The following is an 18,314-nucleotide window of genomic DNA, read 5'->3' on the forward strand; positions in this document are numbered from 1 at the left end:
ATCATAATGGAGTTTGAGTTCGGCACCAACTGGGCGAATTACAGCTGGTTCGTGGGCGATATCTTCGGCGCACCGCTTGCGATCGAGGGCTTACTCGCATTTTTCTTAGAGGCTACCTTCTTTGCGGTAATGTTCTTCGGCTGGGACCGCGTAAGCAAGAAATTCCATCTTCTCTCGACCTGGCTCGTGGCGATCGGATCAAATTTAAGCGCGTATTGGATTCTAATTGCGAATGCTTGGATGCAAAACCCTGTTGGTACGAGCTTTAATCCAGATACGATGCGCAACGAGATGAGCAATTTTTTAGATATTGCGCTATCTCACTTCGGAGTGGCTAAATTTTTACATACCGTCGGCGGCGGCTACATTACCGCGGCGCTTTTCGTGCTTGGAATTTCGGCGTTTTATATGTTAAAAAACAAAGACTTCGCGCTTGCTAAAAAAAGCTTCATCGTAGCGGCAAGCTTCGGTATGCTAAGCTCGCTTTTCGTGCTATTTAGCGGCGACGAGAGCGCCTATCAGGTCGCGCAAAAGCAGCCGATGAAGCTTGCGGCGATGGAGGGGCTGTATAAAGGTGAAGTAAACGCGGGCATCGTCGCGGCTGGAGTTTTAAATCCGAGCAAAACCGCGGGAGACGATAAGGAGCCGTTTTTATTTGAGATCAAGGCGCCTTATGCGCTAGGGCTGATGGCTACGAGAGGGCTTGATAATTTCACGCCGGGCATCGATGATTTGGTATTTGGAAACGAAAAATTCGGCATCGAAGGCGCGGATAAAAAGATCGAAAAAGGCAAAATCGCCCTGCAAGCGCTAAAGGATTACAAGCTCGCCAAAGACGCGAATGACACCGCGGCGATGCAGCAGGCGCGCGAAATTTTATTCGGTAACCAAAATATGCAAAATTTAGGCTACGGCTACTTTGACGATGCGAAGCAGATCGTCCCTCCCGTGGCGCTTACATTTTATAGCTTCCACGTGATGGTGGCTTTGGGAAGCTATTTTATCTTGCTATTTTTCGTAACGCTATTTTTGGCGATGCGAAAGAATCTCGCCGAATACAAGAAAATTCTATGGCTTTGCGTATTTAGCATCCCTCTGGGATACGTCGCGTGCGAGGCGGGCTGGATAGTAGCCGAAGTAGGGCGCCAGCCGTGGGCGATACAAGATCTCATGCCGGTGGGCGTAGCGGCTACGAGCCTAGCAGGGACGAACATAATAATCTCGTTTATGCTCTTTGCGGTTTTATTTACGGTTTTATTTATAGCCGAGATAAAGATCATGCTAAAACAGATAAAGATAGGATTTTAAGATGCACGAAATTTTTCAAATTTATTGGTGGTGCGTGGTTTCGCTTCTGGGCGGAATTTTGGTTTTTATGCTCTTCGTGCAGGGCGGTCAGACGCTGCTTTTTACGCTGGCGAAAAATGAGACCGAGAAGGATTTTATAATAAATTCTATCGGCAAGAAATGGGAGCTTACCTTTACTACGCTCGTGATGTTTGGCGGGGCGTGCTTTGCGGCGTTTCCGCTATTTTATGCGACAAGCTTCGGCGGGGCGTATTGGGCGTGGATGGCTCTGCTTTTTTGCTTTATAATCCAAGCCGTCGCCTACGAATACAGAAAAAAGCCCGATAATTTCTTGGGCGCCAAGACCTATGAAGTCTTTCTTTTCATAAACGGCTCGCTAGGCACGATCCTGCTTGGCATCATCGTCTCGACGCTTTTTAGCGGCAGCGAGTTTGCGCTGGGCGATAATAATTTCGTGCAGTGGAAAAACCCCGCTCGCGGACTTGAAGCGCTAGCAAATCCATTTAATTACATCTTGGGAGTTGCGCTATTTTTCTGCGCCAGAACTGGAGCGAGCTTATATTTGATGAATAATATAGCCGAGCCCGAAATGATCGCCAAACTCAAAGCCTCGCTTAAATTTAACGCTAGCGCGTTTTTGGTTTTTTTCATCGCGTTTTTGGCGTGGGTCTTGCTAAAGCAGGGCTATGCAGTCGGCGCCGGCGGCGTCGTAAGCCTTGAGAGCTTTAAGTATCTGCATAACTACCTAAACCTGCCTGCGGCGCTAGTCTTGCTGCTGCTAGGCGTAGTGCTGGTGCTGGTGGGCATCGTCAAAGGCGCGTTTACAAGTAGCGTGCGCGGGATATTTTTCTACGGCATGGGCGTCGTATGTGCGGTAACGAGCGTATTTTTGATCCTAGGGCTAAACAATACGGCGTTTTATCCGTCAAATTTCGACCTGCAAAGCTCGCTTTCGATAAGCAAGGCAAGCTCGAGCCTCTATACGCTTAAGACGATGTTTTACGTGTCGTTTCTAGTGCCTTTCGTGCTGGGTTATATCAGCTACGTTTGGCGCGCGATGGATACTAAAAAGCTCGATAAAGAGGGGCTTTCAAACGAGCATTATTAGGCGCGTCAGCTCCAGCATGGCTTCCGCGCGCCGTGTGGCTGCGAGGCTGTGCTTTTGTGCACGGAACTGCGTGCTTTTGCGCCTAGTTAAATTTCATATCGGCGGCGCTTTTTGCGCGCCGCATTATAAAAATTTTAAGGATTAAAAATGATCAAATCTTTAGTTTTCATCGCGATTTGGATGATCTTGCTCGTAGGAAGCTATAAATTTATAAAGCTAAACATTACTCATCACGAAAAAAGAGAGCAGTAAAAGCGTAGAAATTTTAAAAGCTTGCGGTCCGGGATTTCGCTTTAAATTTAGAAAGCAAAATCTAGAGCCGCAAGATACGGGCGAAATTTTATCTAGCCCTTGTAGTCGATATTTTTTTCAAACTCTTTAAGTCGCATATGGATTGAGCGCAGCTCCGTTATCGTCGTCCAGTTATTGATAAAAACGCTAAAGCTGCTACGTACTTGGTTAAAAGCATTACCCACTTGAATCATCACTCCAAGCGTAATCGCCTTAGTAAAAAGCCCCGGTCCCATTATGAGATAAGGCACGATAACTAGGATTTGCGAGAAAGAATTTAGCCATAAATCAAAGTAGCAGTAGTGCAAAAATAGCCTGTAATAGTTGTGCTTTAGTTTGCCAAACAGAGTCTTTGTGGTCTCTTCGCTCGCATATTCCGCCTTATTCTCCTCGGCATAAACCAGCTCTTTGCGAAACGCAGCTTCCGCCTTTTGATTGTTGTATTCAAGCCTAGGCAGAAACCAACCTACTAGCCAAGAAATTATCAGTCCGCCGATGCTTACTGCAAGTGCGATCCATACGAGAGAGCCGGGAATTTTTTTGAGCGCCTCAAAAGGTACTTTCTCGCTAAGGCTCCACAAAACGGGAATAAATGCAAAAAGAGTCATCGCCGCCGAAAGTACGCGCGTGCCGATATCTTCGATGATTTTTGAGAAGCGGTAGATGTCTTCTTGGATACGCTGCGAGCTTCCTTCGATATCTTTACTTACCTTTTTCCAGTATGAAAAATAGGAAAAGGTCATCGCCTCTCGCCATTTAAACGCCCAAATTCGCGCCACGTATCGCTCCGAAATAGCAGCTACTACGGCAGGCATCGCTATCCATAAAAAGACCCTCATCTGCGCGTAAAAATCGTTTAACGTATGACGATCTACGTTTTGACATAAATCATAAAATACGCGATACCATTCGTTGAAACGCACGCTCAGCGTAGTTTGGTACCAATTGATAGCGATCAAAAATACTAGCCCTGTATATGCTAAAAGTGCCCATTTTTTGCTTTTAAAAAATGAAACGAACATTAGCGTTTCTCGGAGCTTTTTGGATTTAAAATCGCCGTAAATAGCCTGCCGCTTAGCATTTGCGCCGCTTCTTGCACGTCCGCGCTTTTGACAGCATTTATGCTTGCTGCGTAGCTTTTTTCGTCATAGAGCGGATAGCCGTAAAGCTCGTGCGCAGTGATATTAGCAAGCCAAAAATCATTCGTCTGCGCAGCCCTTTTGGTCGATAAAATTTGAGCTTTTTTAAAATTTGAAAGCTCGCTATCTTTTGCGCCCGAGCTTTCGATCTGCTTTAAAATTTCACTCACGCTTGCTGCAACCGCACGGGCATCTTTCGGCTCGGTAGAAAACGATACATTCAAGCTCGCTGCGATTTGTGGCTCACGCACATAGGCGCTATGCACCATCGCCGAGTAAATTTGTCCGCGCGCCTCGCGGATCTGCTCGACGATACGATTGCTTAGCACACTTTTTAACGCTTGAAATTTATAAGTGTCTGCAAAGTCGAAATTTTGCAGCTCATAGTTTGAAAAAATCATCCGAACTTCGCTTTTATCACTATCGCCGTAGTCTTGCACAATCTCGCCGCTAGAAGTATTTAGCATCAAAGTTTTAGGTGTAGCGCTGCTTGTGCCTGGCTTTAGATTGCCGATATATTTGGCTAGAATTTGTTTTGCGCGCGCAGGCTCGAAATCGCCGCTAAGCACAAAGATAAAATTTCCAGCACCTGCAAAAATTTCATCCGCATCGTGCTGTAAATCGGCAAGATTTGCGCTCTTTACGTCATCTGCGCTAAGCGGCTGCTTGCGAGCCGTATCTCCCGAATATAGAGATTTTAAAATTTGCTCGCCGAATTTAAATTCCGCCGTCTCGTCTCGTAGCGCGATCGCCGAAAGCGCGTTGGTTTTGTATTTCGTAAGCGAGCTTGCATGAATTAGCGGCTCGCTAAATCTTGCGTAAAGCTCGCGTGTCATCGCCTCCAGATCCGCTCCTGCGCCTCTAAAACCGCAGTCTGCGTCATCCATCCTAAATCTTAGCTTATAATCAAATTTTGAGGTCAAGCGTCCCGCCTCGTATTCGTTTAGCTCGCCTATGGTGCCTGAGTTTAGCAGCGCAGTTAGAATTTCGCCACGAGCTTTGCCGAAATGCGCATAGCCACCTTTTTTAACGGCTACGAGGGCGATTTTATTTTTCTCGCTTTTAAGGGGCTTTAAAATTACCTTCGCGCCGTTTTTAAACACCAAAATTTCAGTGCCGCTAGCGCCTTTTTGTGCTTTAAATTCTGTCTCTTTTAAATTTGCTCCCGCAAGCTGCTTGGAAGCAAGTTTCGAAGCAGCGAAATTAAACGGCACCGCTTTTTCGTAGAGCAGCTCCGCGTCTTTTTGGATAATGCCCAAATCCTTTGCCGAGATAATCTCCGTAAATCTCGCTCCATCCGTTATCTGAGAGAAAAATTTATTAACATCCGCTAGCGTTATTTCTTCTAACGCCTTGAGGCTTAGATCGTGCTCGTCTTGCTTGCTAAGCTTTACATTGCCGTTTTGTACGAAATCAAGTAGTGCCCCTATTTGCGCACTTTGTGTATCATTTTTAAGCAGATCGGCTTGCACTTGATGTTTAAATTCCGCCTTAACGCTATCAAAATCATCATTGTTAAATCCGTGTTCGCGCACCCCTTTGATCGCGCTAAAAAGACTGCTTAGCGTGGCGTTGGCGTCGAAATTAAAAATATTTGCGCTTATGCTGTATAGTCTGCGGTTTTTAAACAGATCGTCCGAGCCGAAATAGGCTTTAAGCGGAATTTTGGCATTCACATTCATCGCGTCGTATCCAAGCTCCATCAGCCTCGATACGTAGGCTTGTAGCCATTCATTCTTAAGCACACCGTAGCTTCTTAGCGGCTCATATTTTCCTGCGTAAAGCACACTAGCGACATTGGTGCCGAGCTCAGGCTCTACGGTACTTGCTAGCCCTCCTTCAAATGGGCGCAGACTAAGATCACGCGGGATTTTTTCGCCGTGCGCAGAAAGAGAGCTAAAATTTTGCTTGATTAGGTTTTTAATCTGCTCAATGTTTACGTCGCCCACAACTATGATGCTAATGGCGCTAGGAAGGTAGTTGCGCGCGTAGAATTTTTTTAGTTGTTCGCCAGTGGCGCCTTTGATGATTTCATTTTGTCCGATCGGAAAGCGTCTGGAAAATATGGAATTAGGGTATAAATATGTGGCGCGCTTTTCGTAAAAGCGCCTTTCAAAGCCTTTTTTTGCTTCCTCTAAGATGACGCCTTTTTCTTTTTGCGTTTCGTTCTCGTCAAATTTTACGCCGCCTGCATAATCTCGCAGTACCAAAAATACATCCTTTAGCGTCTCATCGCTTACTTGGGCTTGGATGTTGTATGTGGTGTTTTCAAAGCCAGTTTGTGCATTGAGATCGGCGCCGAATTTCACCCCTAGACGCTGCAAGGTATGGACTAGCTCGTTTTTATCGAAGTGTTCGCTACCATTGAACGCCATATGCTCGACGAAATGCGCAAGACCCTGCTCGTCGTCATTTTCATCGACACTGCCCGCAGCTACGTTGAGGTAAAAAAGCGCACTATTTTTCGGCACGTCATTTTTGAGGATATAAAATTTCACGCCATTTGCCAGCTCGCCGTGCACGACGCCAGGATCGAGCTTAAGCGGCGCATCTGGGTTAACGTCTGCGGAGTAAAGGCTCAAAGAGCAAAGTAGGGCGGCGATAAAAAATATAAGTTTTTTCATAATTGTCCTTGGATTTAAAAACTTGCGATTGTAACAAAAGCTAGTTTAAAGTATGATTTTACAAGCTTTGCTATGGGTGAAATTTTGCCAAGGATTTGGGATTTTACTTGCGGTTTTAAAATTTTACTTGTAGAATTTCAAGAAACGGAATTTTTGGAATTTTTGGAATTTTTGGAATTTTTGGAATTTTTGGAATTTTTGGAATTCCGCCGCCGCGACTCAAAATTTTGGCAGCGGAATTTAGAAAGCTTTGAGAGCTTTAATAGCCCGCGCAAGGCTAAATTTAAACTTTATGCGGTTAGCATTAGAATTCATACGCTCGCGCGAAGAATTTTACAACTTATAGTTTGCTCGCATTTTTGCCTAGATAATCCGCGACGCCTTTAGGGTCTGCTTTCATCCCTGCGTCGCCTTTGTGCCAGCCTGCAGGGCAGACCTCGCCGTGCTCGTTCGTAAATAGCATCGTATCGACCATTCTTAGCATCTCGTCGATATTTCGGCCTAGCGGTAGGTCGTTGATGACGGCGTGGCGAACGGTGCCGTCTTTATCGAGCAAGAAACTACCGCGAAGCGCTACGGCGTTGCCGAACAGCACGTCGAAACTGCGCGCGATGTCCTTCGTGATGTCTGAGACGAGTGGGAACTGCACTTTGCCGATACCACCTGCGTTTACCGGAGTGTTTTTCCACGCAAGGTGGGTAAACTCGCTATCGCAGCTAACGCCGATAACTTCGATACCTTTGGATTTGAAATCTTGATATCTGTGATCGAATGCGATGATCTCGCTCGGGCAGACGAAGGTAAAATCTTTTGGATAAAAGAATACGACCGCGCCTTTTTCGCCGATATTTTTATAGAGGTTAAAATCCTCAACTATTTCGTTGTTGCCTAAAACCGCAGTTGCCGTAAAATCAACGGCTTTGTTGGTTACTATCATTTGTTTCTCCTTGTTAATAAAATTTATGATGGCGATTATACATTTTAAAACTTTATATTTGCTGAAATTTGATGAAAATTTTTATATAATAAAATTTATTTGCTTGATAATATTAAATTTTATCATTTTTTAAATTTAGTATGTTATCATCACGCTTCATTTTTTGATAAAGGAGAAACAATGGCTGTAAAAATCACCGATATTTGCATCAGCTGCGGCTCATGCATCGACGAATGCCCGGTAAATGCGATCGTGGACGATAGCGATAACCCAAGCGGCTAGGATAGCTACTACGTATATGCCGATAAATGCGTCGAGTGCGTCGGCTACAACGACGAGCCGGCTTGCGCTAGCGCCTGCCCGACCGACGGCTGTATCGTCTGGAGTGACATCGTAGCGGGTCAACCTAGCAGGGATAGTATAGGTGCGGATCTGCGCAGCGGAGATACCCCGGTATTTGCTTAGCAGATAAAATTCCGCGATCAAATGCGCGGAATTTTAATTCATTCAATCCTTAAATAAATTTTAACCTATTTTTCGATACAATCCGCCTTTCACTTTAAGGAGATTATATGCAGCAAACGCTTTCTATTATTAAGCCTGATGCCGTTAAAAAAGGCGTTATCGGCAAAATTATCGATCGTTTCGAAAGCCACGGACTAAGAATCGCAGCGGCTAAAAAATTATGCCTAAGCGCCGAAGATGCAGGTAAATTTTATGAAATTCACAAGGATCGCCCTTTTTATAAAGATCTGATTGAGTTTATGACTAGCGGTCCGGTGGTCGTAATGGTGCTAGAAGGCGATGATGCCGTAGCTAAAAATCGTGCGTTAATGGGCGCTACCGATCCGAAAAAAGCCGATAAAGGCACGATCAGAGCGGACTTTGCAGACAGCATAGACGCTAACGCCGTTCACGGCAGCGACAGCCTAGAAAACGCAAAAACCGAGATCGCATTTTTCTTTGCAAAAAGAGAAATTTGCTAAGAGTGCCGCGTGAAGATCGCTTTTGCTAAAATTTCCGCATCGCCCGTGCCGTTTGAAATTTCTAGGGATGGACTTAAGCTTAGCGGAAATTTAAAACGAAAGGACTCTAAGTTTGTAGAGTGCAAGGGCGAAATTAAAGGCAAAATTCCATACATTTGCGACCGCTGCGGCAAAGAATTTGATCTTGACGTAAACGAGAGCGTAAATTTGCTTTTAAGCGAAGGCGTTTTTAACGACGAAAGGCACGAAAGCTTGGATGTTATGGAGTTTTTCGGCGCCGAAGTTGATCTGGATGAAATTTTAAGAAGCGAAACGGAAGCTTTCAAAAGCGACTATTTTTATTGCGAAGAATGCAAGAACTAAATTTATAAAGGAGAAAAAATGGCAGTTCCAAAGCGAAGAGTTAGTAAAACTCGTGCGGCGAAAAGACGCACTCACTACAAAGTGACCCTTCCGATCCCCGTCAAAGATAAAGACGGAAGCTGGAAAATTCCGCATAGAATAAACAAAACTACGGGCGAATATTAATCCGATGATTTCCGTTGCTATAGACGCGATGGGCGGTGATTTCGGCTGCGAGCCGATAATAAACGGAGTCGTAGATGCGCTGCGAGAGTGCAAATTTAATGCATTTTTGGTAGGCGACGAAGCGCAAATCAAGCCTTTTATTCCACAAGATCAAGGCTTTGAGAAATATATTACTTACGTAGCTGCAAGCGAAGTTTTCGAGATGAAAGAGGGCGCAACCGATGCTCTCAAACGCAAAGAGAGCAGTATCTTTAAAGCGGTCGATCTAGTAAAAGACGGCACATGCAAAGCTGTGGTATCCGCAGGACACAGCGGCGCTACGATGAGTCTTGCTACGCTTCGCATAGGAAGGCTCAAAGGTATCTTGCGCCCGGCGATTGCTACGCTGATGCCAAATTCCATAGGCGGTCGCACGCTTGTGCTGGATGTGGGCGCTTATGTGGATTGCAAGCCTGAGAATTTGTTTCAATTCGCGATTATGGGCGAAGCATACGCCAAGGAGATTATGGGTTTAAACGCACCACGCATCGGCTTATTATCCAACGGCGAGGAGGATAGTAAAGGCAACGAGGTAACAAAAGAAACCTTTCATATGCTTAAGAAAATGCAAAATTTTATCGGAAATGTCGAAGGCAATCAAATTTTTGATGGCTCGGTAGACGTGGTCGTGTGCGACGGATTTATCGGCAACATTATGCTAAAATCCAGCGAAGGCGTCGCGAGCGCTATCGGCAAACTTATTAAAAACGAAACTAAAAAATCTCCGATTGCTATCGCAGGATCTATCTTGATGAAGCGCGTCTTTAAAATTATCAAAAAAAGCACGGATTATGACGAATATGGCGGTGCGCCGCTTTTAGGCGTCAAAGAATGCGTCATCATAAGCCATGGCAAAAGCACTCCGAAAGCCGTTAAAAACGCGATCTTTCAAGCGCTTAAATTTGCAGATTCTAAAATCAACTCCGCGATAGAAAGCGAAATTTCTTCAAACGAATAGGAAAACGAATGCAAAAAGCCTCGATGATCTCAATCGCAGCATACGCGCCGAGCGAAATTTTAACCAATTTCGATCTTGAAAAGATGGTTGAAACGAGCAATGAATGGATCGTCAAGCGAACAGGCATTCATGAGCGCCGTATCGCGAAGGGCGAGAGTACTAGTGATCTAGGCGCGAAAGCGGCGTTAAAGGCGATCGAGCGTAGCGGCTTACAAAAAAATGAGATCGATGCGATAATTTGCGCCACGATCTCGCCTGATTATTTCTGTATGCCCTCGACCGCGTGCGTCATCGCGGATAAATTGGGTTTGAGCTTTGGCATCACGGCATTTGATATAAATGCCGCCTGTACGGGTTTCATCTATCTTTTGGAGCTCGCAAAATCCCTCATCGAAAGCGGTGCCAAAAAACACGTGTTGATAATCGGCACGGAAAAGCTAAGCTCGATAGTCGATTGGAGCGACCGCGCTACGTGCATACTCTTCGGCGACGGCGCAGGCGCTGCGGTTATCGCGGCGCGTGACGATAACGAAATCATCGACATTCATACCGCTAGCGACGGCAGCAAGGGCGATCTTCTCATCACCGCAGCCCCGGGCAGCGTCAATCCACTCAGCCAAAAAATCATTGACGAAAAGCTAGGCTTCATGCAGATGGCCGGGCGCGAGGTCTTTAAAATAGCGGTACCGACGCTTAGTAACGATGTCGTGGAGATTTTGGCGAAAAATAAAATTTCGCCCGATCAGGTCGATCTTTTCATCCCGCATCAGGCAAATTTACGCATTATCGAGGCGGTCAAGGCGAGACTGGAATTTAGCGACGAACAGTGCGTGCTTACGATCGGTAAATACGGTAACACGAGCTCGGCGTCGATCCCGATGGCGATAAATGATGCTTACGAGAGCGGCAGGCTCAAAAACGGCTCACTTATGCTTTTGGATGCGTTCGGCGGCGGCTTTACGTGGGGCAGCGCACTTTTGAAATTCGGCGGCAAGAGCATAAACTAGCATTTTTTAAATTTCATTAATCTTTGAATTTCGCTATATTTAAGAGTTAAAATTCCAAGCTTATTTATAAAACTAATTTCAAATTTATATTTATTCTGAGTCGGGTTTCAAAATTTTAAAATGAAGCGTTTGCAATAAAAAGCATATTATAATATTGCGTAGTTTGAGTATTGGTTTTCTGTGCGAGATTATAAAACGACATTAGTTTGAGCGCCTATCGCTTTTGACGATGGGCTTTTCAAATACAAAAGAAATCAAATATGCGATAGCTTAAATGGGCGTTAATTTCAGCCGATTCTGCATTAACGGCTTTTATAGCTGCAAAGCTCGGTAAGTATTTTACGGCGGCGTATGTGGGATCTTTTGAGCGACCTACACATAGGCTGTAGAATAAAATTTAAATACCAAAACGCCCACAACAGCAAGTATCAAATTGCCTTAGATTTGAAATTTAGCATAAACGCCGGTAAATTTAATTAAATACCGCGAACGAGGCGATAAAGGATCGCTATGCCATGAGTGAATAAGCGTCGTATCTCTAATATCTATAGGGCGTTAAAAATCTCCAGCTATCTCCCGTTATACAAATATATATTATCTCTATATAGATAGCGGCGAGCCGGAGGGCGCAGCCACGCTATAGCTACAGACTGAAGCGGTCAATGCGTTTAGTTTTAGTACGAAAGCTACAGCGGTTTATAGGTTTTGATGGTAGGTCAAGCTCAATGCCATTGTAAGCATTGAAAAATTTTAGCACGAAATATCATCTCACAGTTACGGACGACAGGTATTAAAGCATATTATTAAGGCAATTTTTTATAAATTTTAAGTTCAAATTCCATTCGGATAAAATTTCGATTATTTTTTAGAAAGTGATCTGAAATTATCTAAAATTCCTCCGCTAGCTTGGACTATCTAGAATTTTGCTCGTGCGCCAGGTTTAAAATTTTAAATAACGTAAAATCCCAAATTCTCGTGCTTAAGGATAATTTTTCTGATCTCTTTTAGTAAGCTGAGCGAGGCTTCGATTTCGACGCGGCGGGTGCTTACGCTCTCGACATTTGCGCCTACGCCTACGCCTTTTGCGAGGGCGTATTTGTAGATGAAATCAAACATCTCCGCACACAGCACTGTTGAACTTTGCAAAATATCGACGCTGCTTTGCAGCCGTTGCTGCAAAAAATCTGGCACCGAGATACCAAGCCACTTCATAAACTCAAGCGTCTTTAGGCTGCCGCACGGCGTGAAAGTAAAGATTATAGGCACTTTTTTGCACTCCAAAGCGGCGTAATCATCGATAAAATCTTTGGCATTTTGCACATTATAAACCGCCTGAGTGATAAAAAATTCGCACCCGTCCGCAGTCTTCTCCGCGATTTTTAGGTGCTCGTCGCGGCTCTTTTCATGGCGTTCAGGAATGCAGATGCCGCCTAGGCAAAGATGCGGCGCCACGAGTCGCTTGAGTTCATAGGCGTGGCTTAGATGCAGTTTGCATTCTTCGTTTTTAGAGCTCGCCCCCACGAAAACACCCAGCCCGCTTGCGGCATGTCTTAGAATTTCGCAAAATTCCGCCTCGTCGTATTTGCCTACCGCGCGGTAGATGATCGCTTCTTTATCGGTGTGTAGATACTGCGTGTAATAGCGCGCAGGATCGATCGTATGCACAAAAGGAAAGGTCCGCTCATCTTTCGTGCGCGCGCTTTCGTCTTGTAGATCGTAGATGACGATGCCGTCGCATTCGCATTCGCTTAGGCGTTGCGACCACGCCGTACCCAGGCGCTCGAGCTCGTCTTGAGAGGACGTGATTTTAGGCGGAACGATGCCGTAGAGCAAAATTCCGCTTTTTCCATTTCTAATTTTTTCTTTTAACACTTGCCATTCCTTGATTTTTCGCGCATTTTAGCAAATTTAAATTTAAAAATTTAAATGATATAATGCCGCGCAAATTGCAAATTTAAGGAACGCAATGAAAACGCTTCAAGAAAATTTAAAGCTTTTTTATCTGGGGCTTGAAAACGGCGAGCCGTTTTTGTATAAAAACAAGGACCTAACGACGCACGCGCTTATCATAGGAATGACTGGCAGCGGTAAAACGGGACTTGGCATCACGCTGCTAGAGGAAGCCGCGATCGATAATATCCCATCTATCATCATCGATCCGAAAGGCGATCTAACGAATTTAGCTCTTACTTTTCCGCAGATGAGGGCTGAGGATTTTGAGCCTTATATCGATGAGGCTGAGGCGCAAAACAAAGGTCTTAGCGTGCGCGAGTACGCCGAGCAGACGGCAACTGCTTGGCGCGAGGGGATCGAGGGCTCATATCAAGACCTGGCGCGGGTGGAGCTTTTGAAAAACAGCGCTGATTTTAGAATTTATACGCCCAAATCAAGCGCAGGCCTTGGAATCAGCCTGCTAAGCGACTTTGAAGCGCCGAAGGGCTTAAACGAAGAGGATCTGAACAACTACGTAGGCGGCATCGCCACTAGCGTGCTAAGTCTTGCAGGGATTAGCAGCGATAATCTTAGCTCGCCGGAATTTTTGCTGATCAGCCAAATTTTAACCTATCATTTCAGCAGGGGCGAGGGGGTGAGCGTGGTGGATCTCATCGCGCAGATCGGCAATCCGCCTTTCGATAAAATCGGCGTTTTCGACGTTAATACCTTTTTTCCGAGCGATAAGCGAATGGCGCTTGCGATGAAGATTAACGCGCTTATCGCAAGCCCGAGTTTTAAGCTTTGGTGCGAGGGCGAGCGGCTAAATATCGCCAAGATGCTATTTGATGAAAACGGCAGGGCGAGAGCGAATATATTTTCCATCGCGCATCTAAACGACGATGAGAGGATGTTTTTCGTCACGCTGCTTTTGGGCGAGATGATCAAATGGATGCGCACCACCAGCGGCACGAGTTCCTTGCGCGCCGTGCTTTATATGGACGAAATTTACGGCTTCTTCCCGCCAAACGGCAATCCGCCGAGCAAAACCCCGATGCTTACGCTGCTAAAGCAGGCTCGCGCTTTCGGACTTGGCTGCGTATTATCGACGCAAAACCCGGTCGATCTCGATTATAAAGGGCTTAGTAATATTGGTACGTGGTTTATCGGACGCTTGCAGACCGCGCAGGATAAAGAGCGCGTCATCAGCGGCCTAAGCGGCATCGGCTCAAATCCGATCGATAAAAGCGTACTTATGGAGAAAATTTCAAACCTCAAAAAGCGAAATTTTTTGGTAAAAAACATCAACGAGGACGTGCTGCGGGTAATCGAGACGCGCTTTGCGCTAAGCTATCTAAAAGGCCCTTTAAGCAACGAGCAAATTTCAAATTTAATGAAAGACAAAAAGGCTGAAATTTCGTCCGTGTCGGGCGCCGCGCAAGGCGTCAAATCGGCTGGTGCCGCCAAACCCGTAGTTTCCGGTGAAATTTCGCAGCTTTACAGCTACGGCGCGAGCCTTGAGCTAAGCCCGTATCTGTACGCAAGCGCAAAGATGCGATTTTGCGACAAAGGAGTCGATTTTACGCAGCAGCGTACTTTTTTGCTTTCGCTTTCGGACGTAAGCGAAATAGATTGGAGCGAGGCCAGCACGCGAGAGGTTGCAAATTTAAGCGGACAGGAGCAAGCGGGCTCGCTCTACGGCGCGCTTCCTAGCTTCATTGCGGGAGCAAAAAATTTAAACGCTCAGCTTAAAAGCTTTAAGGAGTGGATCTACCGCAACGAAAAGTTAGAACTTTTTAGTGCGCTTGATCTGCTCTCAAAACCGGGCGAGAGCAGGGAGGAATTTTTTGTGCGCCTAAGCGATAAGGCGAATGAAATTCTAGAAGCGAAAACCGACGAGATCGCGGCTAAATTTGAAAAGGAAAAGGCGCGCCTTGAGGATAAAATTTCGCGCGCTAGCGAAAAATACGAGAAGGAAAAGGGCGACGTGCTAAGTCGCGGCGTGGATGCGGCGCTAAACATAGGTGGAGCGATCTTAGGCGCGTTTTTAGGCCGCTCGCGCAGCGCTAGCAATATCTCTAAAGCGATCAGCGGCGCCAAGAGCGCGCATAAAATTTTAAACGAGCGCAGCGAAGCCAAAAATGCCGAAAATAGCCTAAGCGCACTGCAAGAGGAGCTGGAGGTGCTTACGCAGAAATTTGAGGCTGAAGTGGACGCGCTAAAACAGAGCCTGGATCTGAAAAACATTAAACTCGAAACGAAAGAAATTTCGCCGAAGAAAACCGACATCTACGACGAGAAAATTTCGCTACTTTGGAAGAGTTAAAGGGAGAATTTTATGGATAAACTTAGTGAAATTTTAAATATCGTATACGCCGCTCTCTGCGATCCTAGCTCGAAATATTTTCTAGGAGATGAGCATGGAATTCTAGGAAGCGGAATTCTTGGAATTTTATATAGGACATTTAAGGCGCCGAATTTTTGGTGCTACTTTGCTGCGTATCTGATCGCTGCGATCCCCTTTGGGCTTTTGATCGGCAGATACCTAGGCGGCGTGGATATCAAAAGAGAGGGCAGCGGCTCCATAGGCGCTACCAACGTCCTTCGCGTATTAAAAACTCGTGATCCGCAAAAAGCAAAAAAGCTCGCGATCCTCACGGTTGCCTGCGACGCGCTAAAGGGCGTCCTGCCGATACTGATCGCGCGGGCTTTAGGCTTTGATGAAAACGTGCTATGGAGCATGGCGGTCTTTGCAGTGCTTGGGCATTGCTTCAGCCCGTATCTAAAATTTAACGGCGGCAAGGGCATTGCGACGGGAGCCGGCGTGCTTGCTTGCTTTATTCCTATCGAGATTGTTATTGCGCTTGCCGTTTGGTTTGTAGTCGGCAAGACGGTTAAAATTTCATCCGTAGCATCGCTTGCAGCGGCGCTTGCGTTAGTCATCGCTAGCTACGTGATCCATCCGCAGATGCCCGCGATCAACACTCATGCGCCGATCTTTCTGATAGTTTTCATCGTATTTTACAAGCACGCTCCGAATATCGCCAGGCTGCTTAAGGGCGAGGAAAAGCGCGTAGTATGATTAAAATTTTAATTGAAAAGCTGGAATTTGGCGCGATAATCGGGACGCTGGATTTTGAGCGCAAGCGCGAGCAGCGCGTGTGGGTGTGGGCGAAGCTCGGAGCGGAGGAATTTATTGACTACGCGCGGGTTTGCGAATATATCAAAGCAGAATTCCGCGAGAAAAAATTTCGCCTCGTGGAGGACGCGCTAAGATACTTCGCGCAGGAGTTTCACTCAAAATTTCGATCGATGGATTATTTTTATATGAAAATTTTAAAGCCCGAAATTTTACAAGATGCGAGCGTCGGCGCGGAAATAGAGATAAAATTTTAAAATTTCTTTAAAAAATCTTGAAATTTTGCTTAAAATATGTTAAAATCGCCGCAAAATTTTAAGGCAAGGAAATTAAATGAGAATTTTAATAGTCGAGGACGAGGTGACTTTAAACAAGACGATAGCGGAGGGCTTGATGGAGTTCGGCTATCAGACGGATACTTCCGAGAGTTTTAAGGACGCAGAGTATTATATCGGCATTAGAAATTATGATTTGGTGCTAACCGATTGGATGCTAGCTGACGGCAACGGCATCGATCTCATCGCATTAGTTAAGCAAAAATCCGCGCGCACCTCGGTCGTCGTGCTATCTGCAAAAGACGATAAAGAAAGCGAGATCAAAGCACTTCGCGCGGGCGCGGACGATTTTATCAAAAAACCTTTCGACTTTGATGTTTTAGTAGCGCGCCTTGAGGCTAGACTTCGCTTCGGTGGCTCAAATATCATCAAAATCGATGATCTTATCATCGATCCGGACGAGGAAAAGATCACATATCTAGGTCAAGAGATCGAGCTTAAGGGTAAGCCGTTTGAGGTGCTAACTCACCTAGCGCGCCACAGCGATCAGATCGTAAGCAAAGAGCAGCTATTAGATGCCATCTGGGAGGAGCCTGAGCTCGTTACGCCAAACGTCATCGAAGTCGCGATCAATCAAATTCGACAGAAAATGGATAAGCCTCTAAATATCTCTACGATCGAGACCGTTCGCAGACGCGGATATAGATTTTGCTTTCCACAAAAAGCCTAAGAGTCCGCTTTGTAATACAATTAGCATCCGCTTCGTTGATGCTAATTGTCATTTTTTCGGTAATGCTCTATAATTATATGAGAATTACCATCTTCGAAACTCCAGTTCAAAATTTAATCCAAAGAGCACAAAAAATCGTAGAAGCCTCCGTGCCGCCTGAGAAAATTTCATCTTTTTTACAAGACGCATCCGGTGAATACGAAAGCAAAATCATCGAAAACGAAAGTATCAATAAGCCTAAATTTATTGAAAGCTCCGAGGATGGCAAGAGCTATTTACAGCTGCACTACCCTTATGGTAAGGATAAAATTTTAAGCATCAAAGCAGACGTGAGCGTCTATGCAAACATCGTAAATCAAATACTCATCGACATCATTTTGGTAAATTTGACTATGATATTTTTAGTGGTATTTTACGCGATGTTTCTCTCGCGCATGCTGCTGATGCCGATTAAGCTGATCAGCCAAAGGCTCGCTTCTGTGGATGAAAAATTTCTAAAGCCTATCGACGCGGCGGAAATTCCAAGTGAATTTAGCCCGCTTTCAAACAGCATAAACCGCCTGCTTGAGCGTATCGAGACTTTCATTTTGTATCAAAAGGAGCTTTTTATCGGCATCGCGCACGAGCTTAAGACCCCGCTTGCGGTTATGAAAACTAAAAACGAAGTGACGCTGATTAAACCGCGCGAGAGCGAGAAATATATCGAGGCGCTTAAAAACAATAACGACTCGATCGATAATATGAATAAAATGATCAGCTCCATCCTGGAGATTGGACGGCAGGAGGGGGCGCAGTTTGAGGCGCCCGAGCAGACCGATATGATCGCGTATCTACGGGAGCTATGCGTGGGCTTTAAAATTTTAGCGCGTACGGCGGGCAAGGACTTGACGATGGATCTTAAGCCTGAACAGCTTGAAATTTCGGTGCAGAAAAGTCTCTTTATGCACGTGATTCAAAATTTTATCCAAAACGCCATAAAATTTTCTCCGGACGGCGAAAAAGTACTGATCGAGAGCGAAATTTCGGACGGAAATTTCATAGTGTGGGTCGCAAACAAAGGCGAGCCGCTTAACGAAGAGATCGATTATTTCGCCCCTTTTAAGCGCTACGGCGGCAAACCGGGAGCCGGGCTCGGGCTATTTTTAGCCAAAAATGCTGCTCAAGCGATGGGTGCGCAAGTAGATCTTAAAAACGACAAAGGGCGCTCGCTAATCGTCGCGATTTTCAAACTTCCGCTAAAAAATTTAAGAAATAGCCCGAAATTCAGCTATTTTAAAACAAAATGAAGCTTTTTATGGTATAAACGCCATAAA

General features: G+C 45.5%; 17 protein-coding genes and 1 pseudogene. 14 read left to right on the forward strand and 4 right to left on the reverse strand.

The annotated features are described in order from the left end of the window. Together Q0274_RS04265 and Q0274_RS04270 are read left to right on the forward strand one after the other, a co-directional pair. Positions 1-1,308: cytochrome ubiquinol oxidase subunit I (locus Q0274_RS04265; protein ID WP_298027948.1), on the forward strand; the 1,308-nt coding region annotated here is incomplete at its 5' end. Position 1,309: 1 nt separating this feature from the next. Further along, a complete protein-coding gene (locus tag Q0274_RS04270; RefSeq protein WP_298027950.1) occupies positions 1,310-2,416 on the forward strand; it encodes a cytochrome d ubiquinol oxidase subunit II in 1,107 nt (368 codons plus the stop codon). 344 nt (positions 2,417-2,760) lie between these two features. Here Q0274_RS04270 and Q0274_RS04275 read toward each other — a convergent pair whose 3' ends face one another. Then, positions 2,761-3,729 carry a putative transporter gene (locus Q0274_RS04275; RefSeq protein ID WP_298027952.1) on the reverse strand — a complete coding sequence of 323 codons (969 nt, stop codon included), beginning with the start codon at positions 3,727-3,729 and terminating at the stop codon, positions 2,761-2,763. Further along, positions 3,729-6,470: a pitrilysin family protein gene (locus Q0274_RS04280; protein ID WP_298027953.1), complete on the reverse strand. Its 2,742-nt coding sequence runs from the start codon at positions 6,468-6,470 to the stop codon at positions 3,729-3,731. The genes Q0274_RS04275 and Q0274_RS04280 overlap by 1 nt, the downstream gene beginning before the upstream one ends. Positions 6,471-6,542: 72 nt before the next feature. Between Q0274_RS04280 and Q0274_RS04285 the strand changes: the two genes are divergently transcribed. Next, the gene (locus Q0274_RS04285; RefSeq protein ID WP_298027954.1) at positions 6,543-6,857 is read left to right on the forward strand and encodes a hypothetical protein; all 315 of its coding nucleotides are present in this window, start codon (positions 6,543-6,545) and stop codon (positions 6,855-6,857) included. Here Q0274_RS04285 and Q0274_RS04290 read toward each other — a convergent pair. After that, positions 6,811-7,407, reverse strand: a complete 597-nt coding sequence (locus Q0274_RS04290) for a peroxiredoxin (protein ID WP_005871241.1) — start codon at positions 7,405-7,407, stop codon at positions 6,811-6,813. The genes Q0274_RS04285 and Q0274_RS04290 overlap by 47 nt on opposite strands. Before the next feature lie 180 nt (positions 7,408-7,587). On the opposite strand from Q0274_RS04290, the pseudogene Q0274_RS04295 reads away from it, so the two are divergent. From Q0274_RS04295 to Q0274_RS04320, 6 genes and pseudogenes are all read left to right on the forward strand, one after another. Next, a pseudogene (locus tag Q0274_RS04295) lies at positions 7,588-7,872 on the forward strand (DUF362 domain-containing protein). Positions 7,873-7,979: 107 nt separating this feature from the next. Next, positions 7,980-8,393, forward strand: a complete 414-nt coding sequence (ndk, locus tag Q0274_RS04300) for a nucleoside-diphosphate kinase (RefSeq protein WP_177388469.1) — start codon at positions 7,980-7,982, stop codon at positions 8,391-8,393. 9 nt (positions 8,394-8,402) lie between these two features. Then, entirely contained in the window at positions 8,403-8,756 is a 354-nt protein-coding gene (locus tag Q0274_RS04305) for a hypothetical protein (RefSeq protein ID WP_298027955.1), read from the forward strand. A gap of 18 nt (positions 8,757-8,774) precedes the next feature. Further along, complete coding sequence (gene rpmF / locus Q0274_RS04310) at positions 8,775-8,921, forward strand: 50S ribosomal protein L32 (protein ID WP_005871250.1); 147 nt, start codon at positions 8,775-8,777, stop codon at positions 8,919-8,921. Between the two features lie 4 nt (positions 8,922-8,925). Next, complete coding sequence (plsX, locus tag Q0274_RS04315; RefSeq protein ID WP_298027956.1) at positions 8,926-9,918, forward strand: phosphate acyltransferase PlsX; 993 nt, start codon at positions 8,926-8,928, stop codon at positions 9,916-9,918. Between the two features lie 8 nt (positions 9,919-9,926). Next, entirely contained in the window at positions 9,927-10,925 is a 999-nt protein-coding gene (locus Q0274_RS04320; protein ID WP_298027957.1) for a beta-ketoacyl-ACP synthase III, read from the forward strand. A gap of 948 nt (positions 10,926-11,873) precedes the next feature. Here the strand turns inward: Q0274_RS04320 and Q0274_RS04325 are convergent. Further along, positions 11,874-12,797, reverse strand: coding sequence for a methylenetetrahydrofolate reductase (locus Q0274_RS04325; protein WP_298027959.1), 924 nt, complete (start codon positions 12,795-12,797; stop codon positions 11,874-11,876). Positions 12,798-12,891: 94 nt separating this feature from the next. Here Q0274_RS04325 and Q0274_RS04330 point away from each other — a divergent pair, with 94 nt between their 5' ends. From Q0274_RS04330 to Q0274_RS04350, 5 genes are all read left to right on the forward strand, one after another. After that, on the forward strand, positions 12,892-15,183 hold the full coding sequence (locus tag Q0274_RS04330; RefSeq protein ID WP_298027960.1) for a DUF87 domain-containing protein: 2,292 nt from the start codon (positions 12,892-12,894) through the stop codon (positions 15,181-15,183). A 12-nt stretch (positions 15,184-15,195) separates the two neighbouring features. After that, positions 15,196-15,939, forward strand: a complete 744-nt coding sequence (gene plsY, locus Q0274_RS04335) for a glycerol-3-phosphate 1-O-acyltransferase PlsY (protein WP_298027961.1) — start codon at positions 15,196-15,198, stop codon at positions 15,937-15,939. Continuing rightward, entirely contained in the window at positions 15,936-16,253 is a 318-nt protein-coding gene (locus Q0274_RS04340; RefSeq protein ID WP_005871258.1) for a dihydroneopterin aldolase, read from the forward strand. The genes plsY and Q0274_RS04340 overlap by 4 nt, the downstream gene beginning before the upstream one ends. 76 nt (positions 16,254-16,329) lie before the next feature. Continuing rightward, on the forward strand, positions 16,330-17,001 hold the full coding sequence (hsrA, locus tag Q0274_RS04345) for a homeostatic response regulator transcription factor HsrA (RefSeq protein WP_005871260.1): 672 nt from the start codon (positions 16,330-16,332) through the stop codon (positions 16,999-17,001). A 38-nt stretch (positions 17,002-17,039) separates the two neighbouring features. After that, positions 17,040-18,287, forward strand: a complete 1,248-nt coding sequence (locus Q0274_RS04350; protein WP_298027962.1) for a HAMP domain-containing sensor histidine kinase — start codon at positions 17,040-17,042, stop codon at positions 18,285-18,287. The last annotated feature ends 27 nt before the right edge of the window (positions 18,288-18,314 follow it).

The sequence above is a fragment of the uncultured Campylobacter sp. genome (assembly GCF_937973075.1).
Lineage (GTDB): Bacteria > Campylobacterota > Campylobacteria > Campylobacterales > Campylobacteraceae > Campylobacter_B.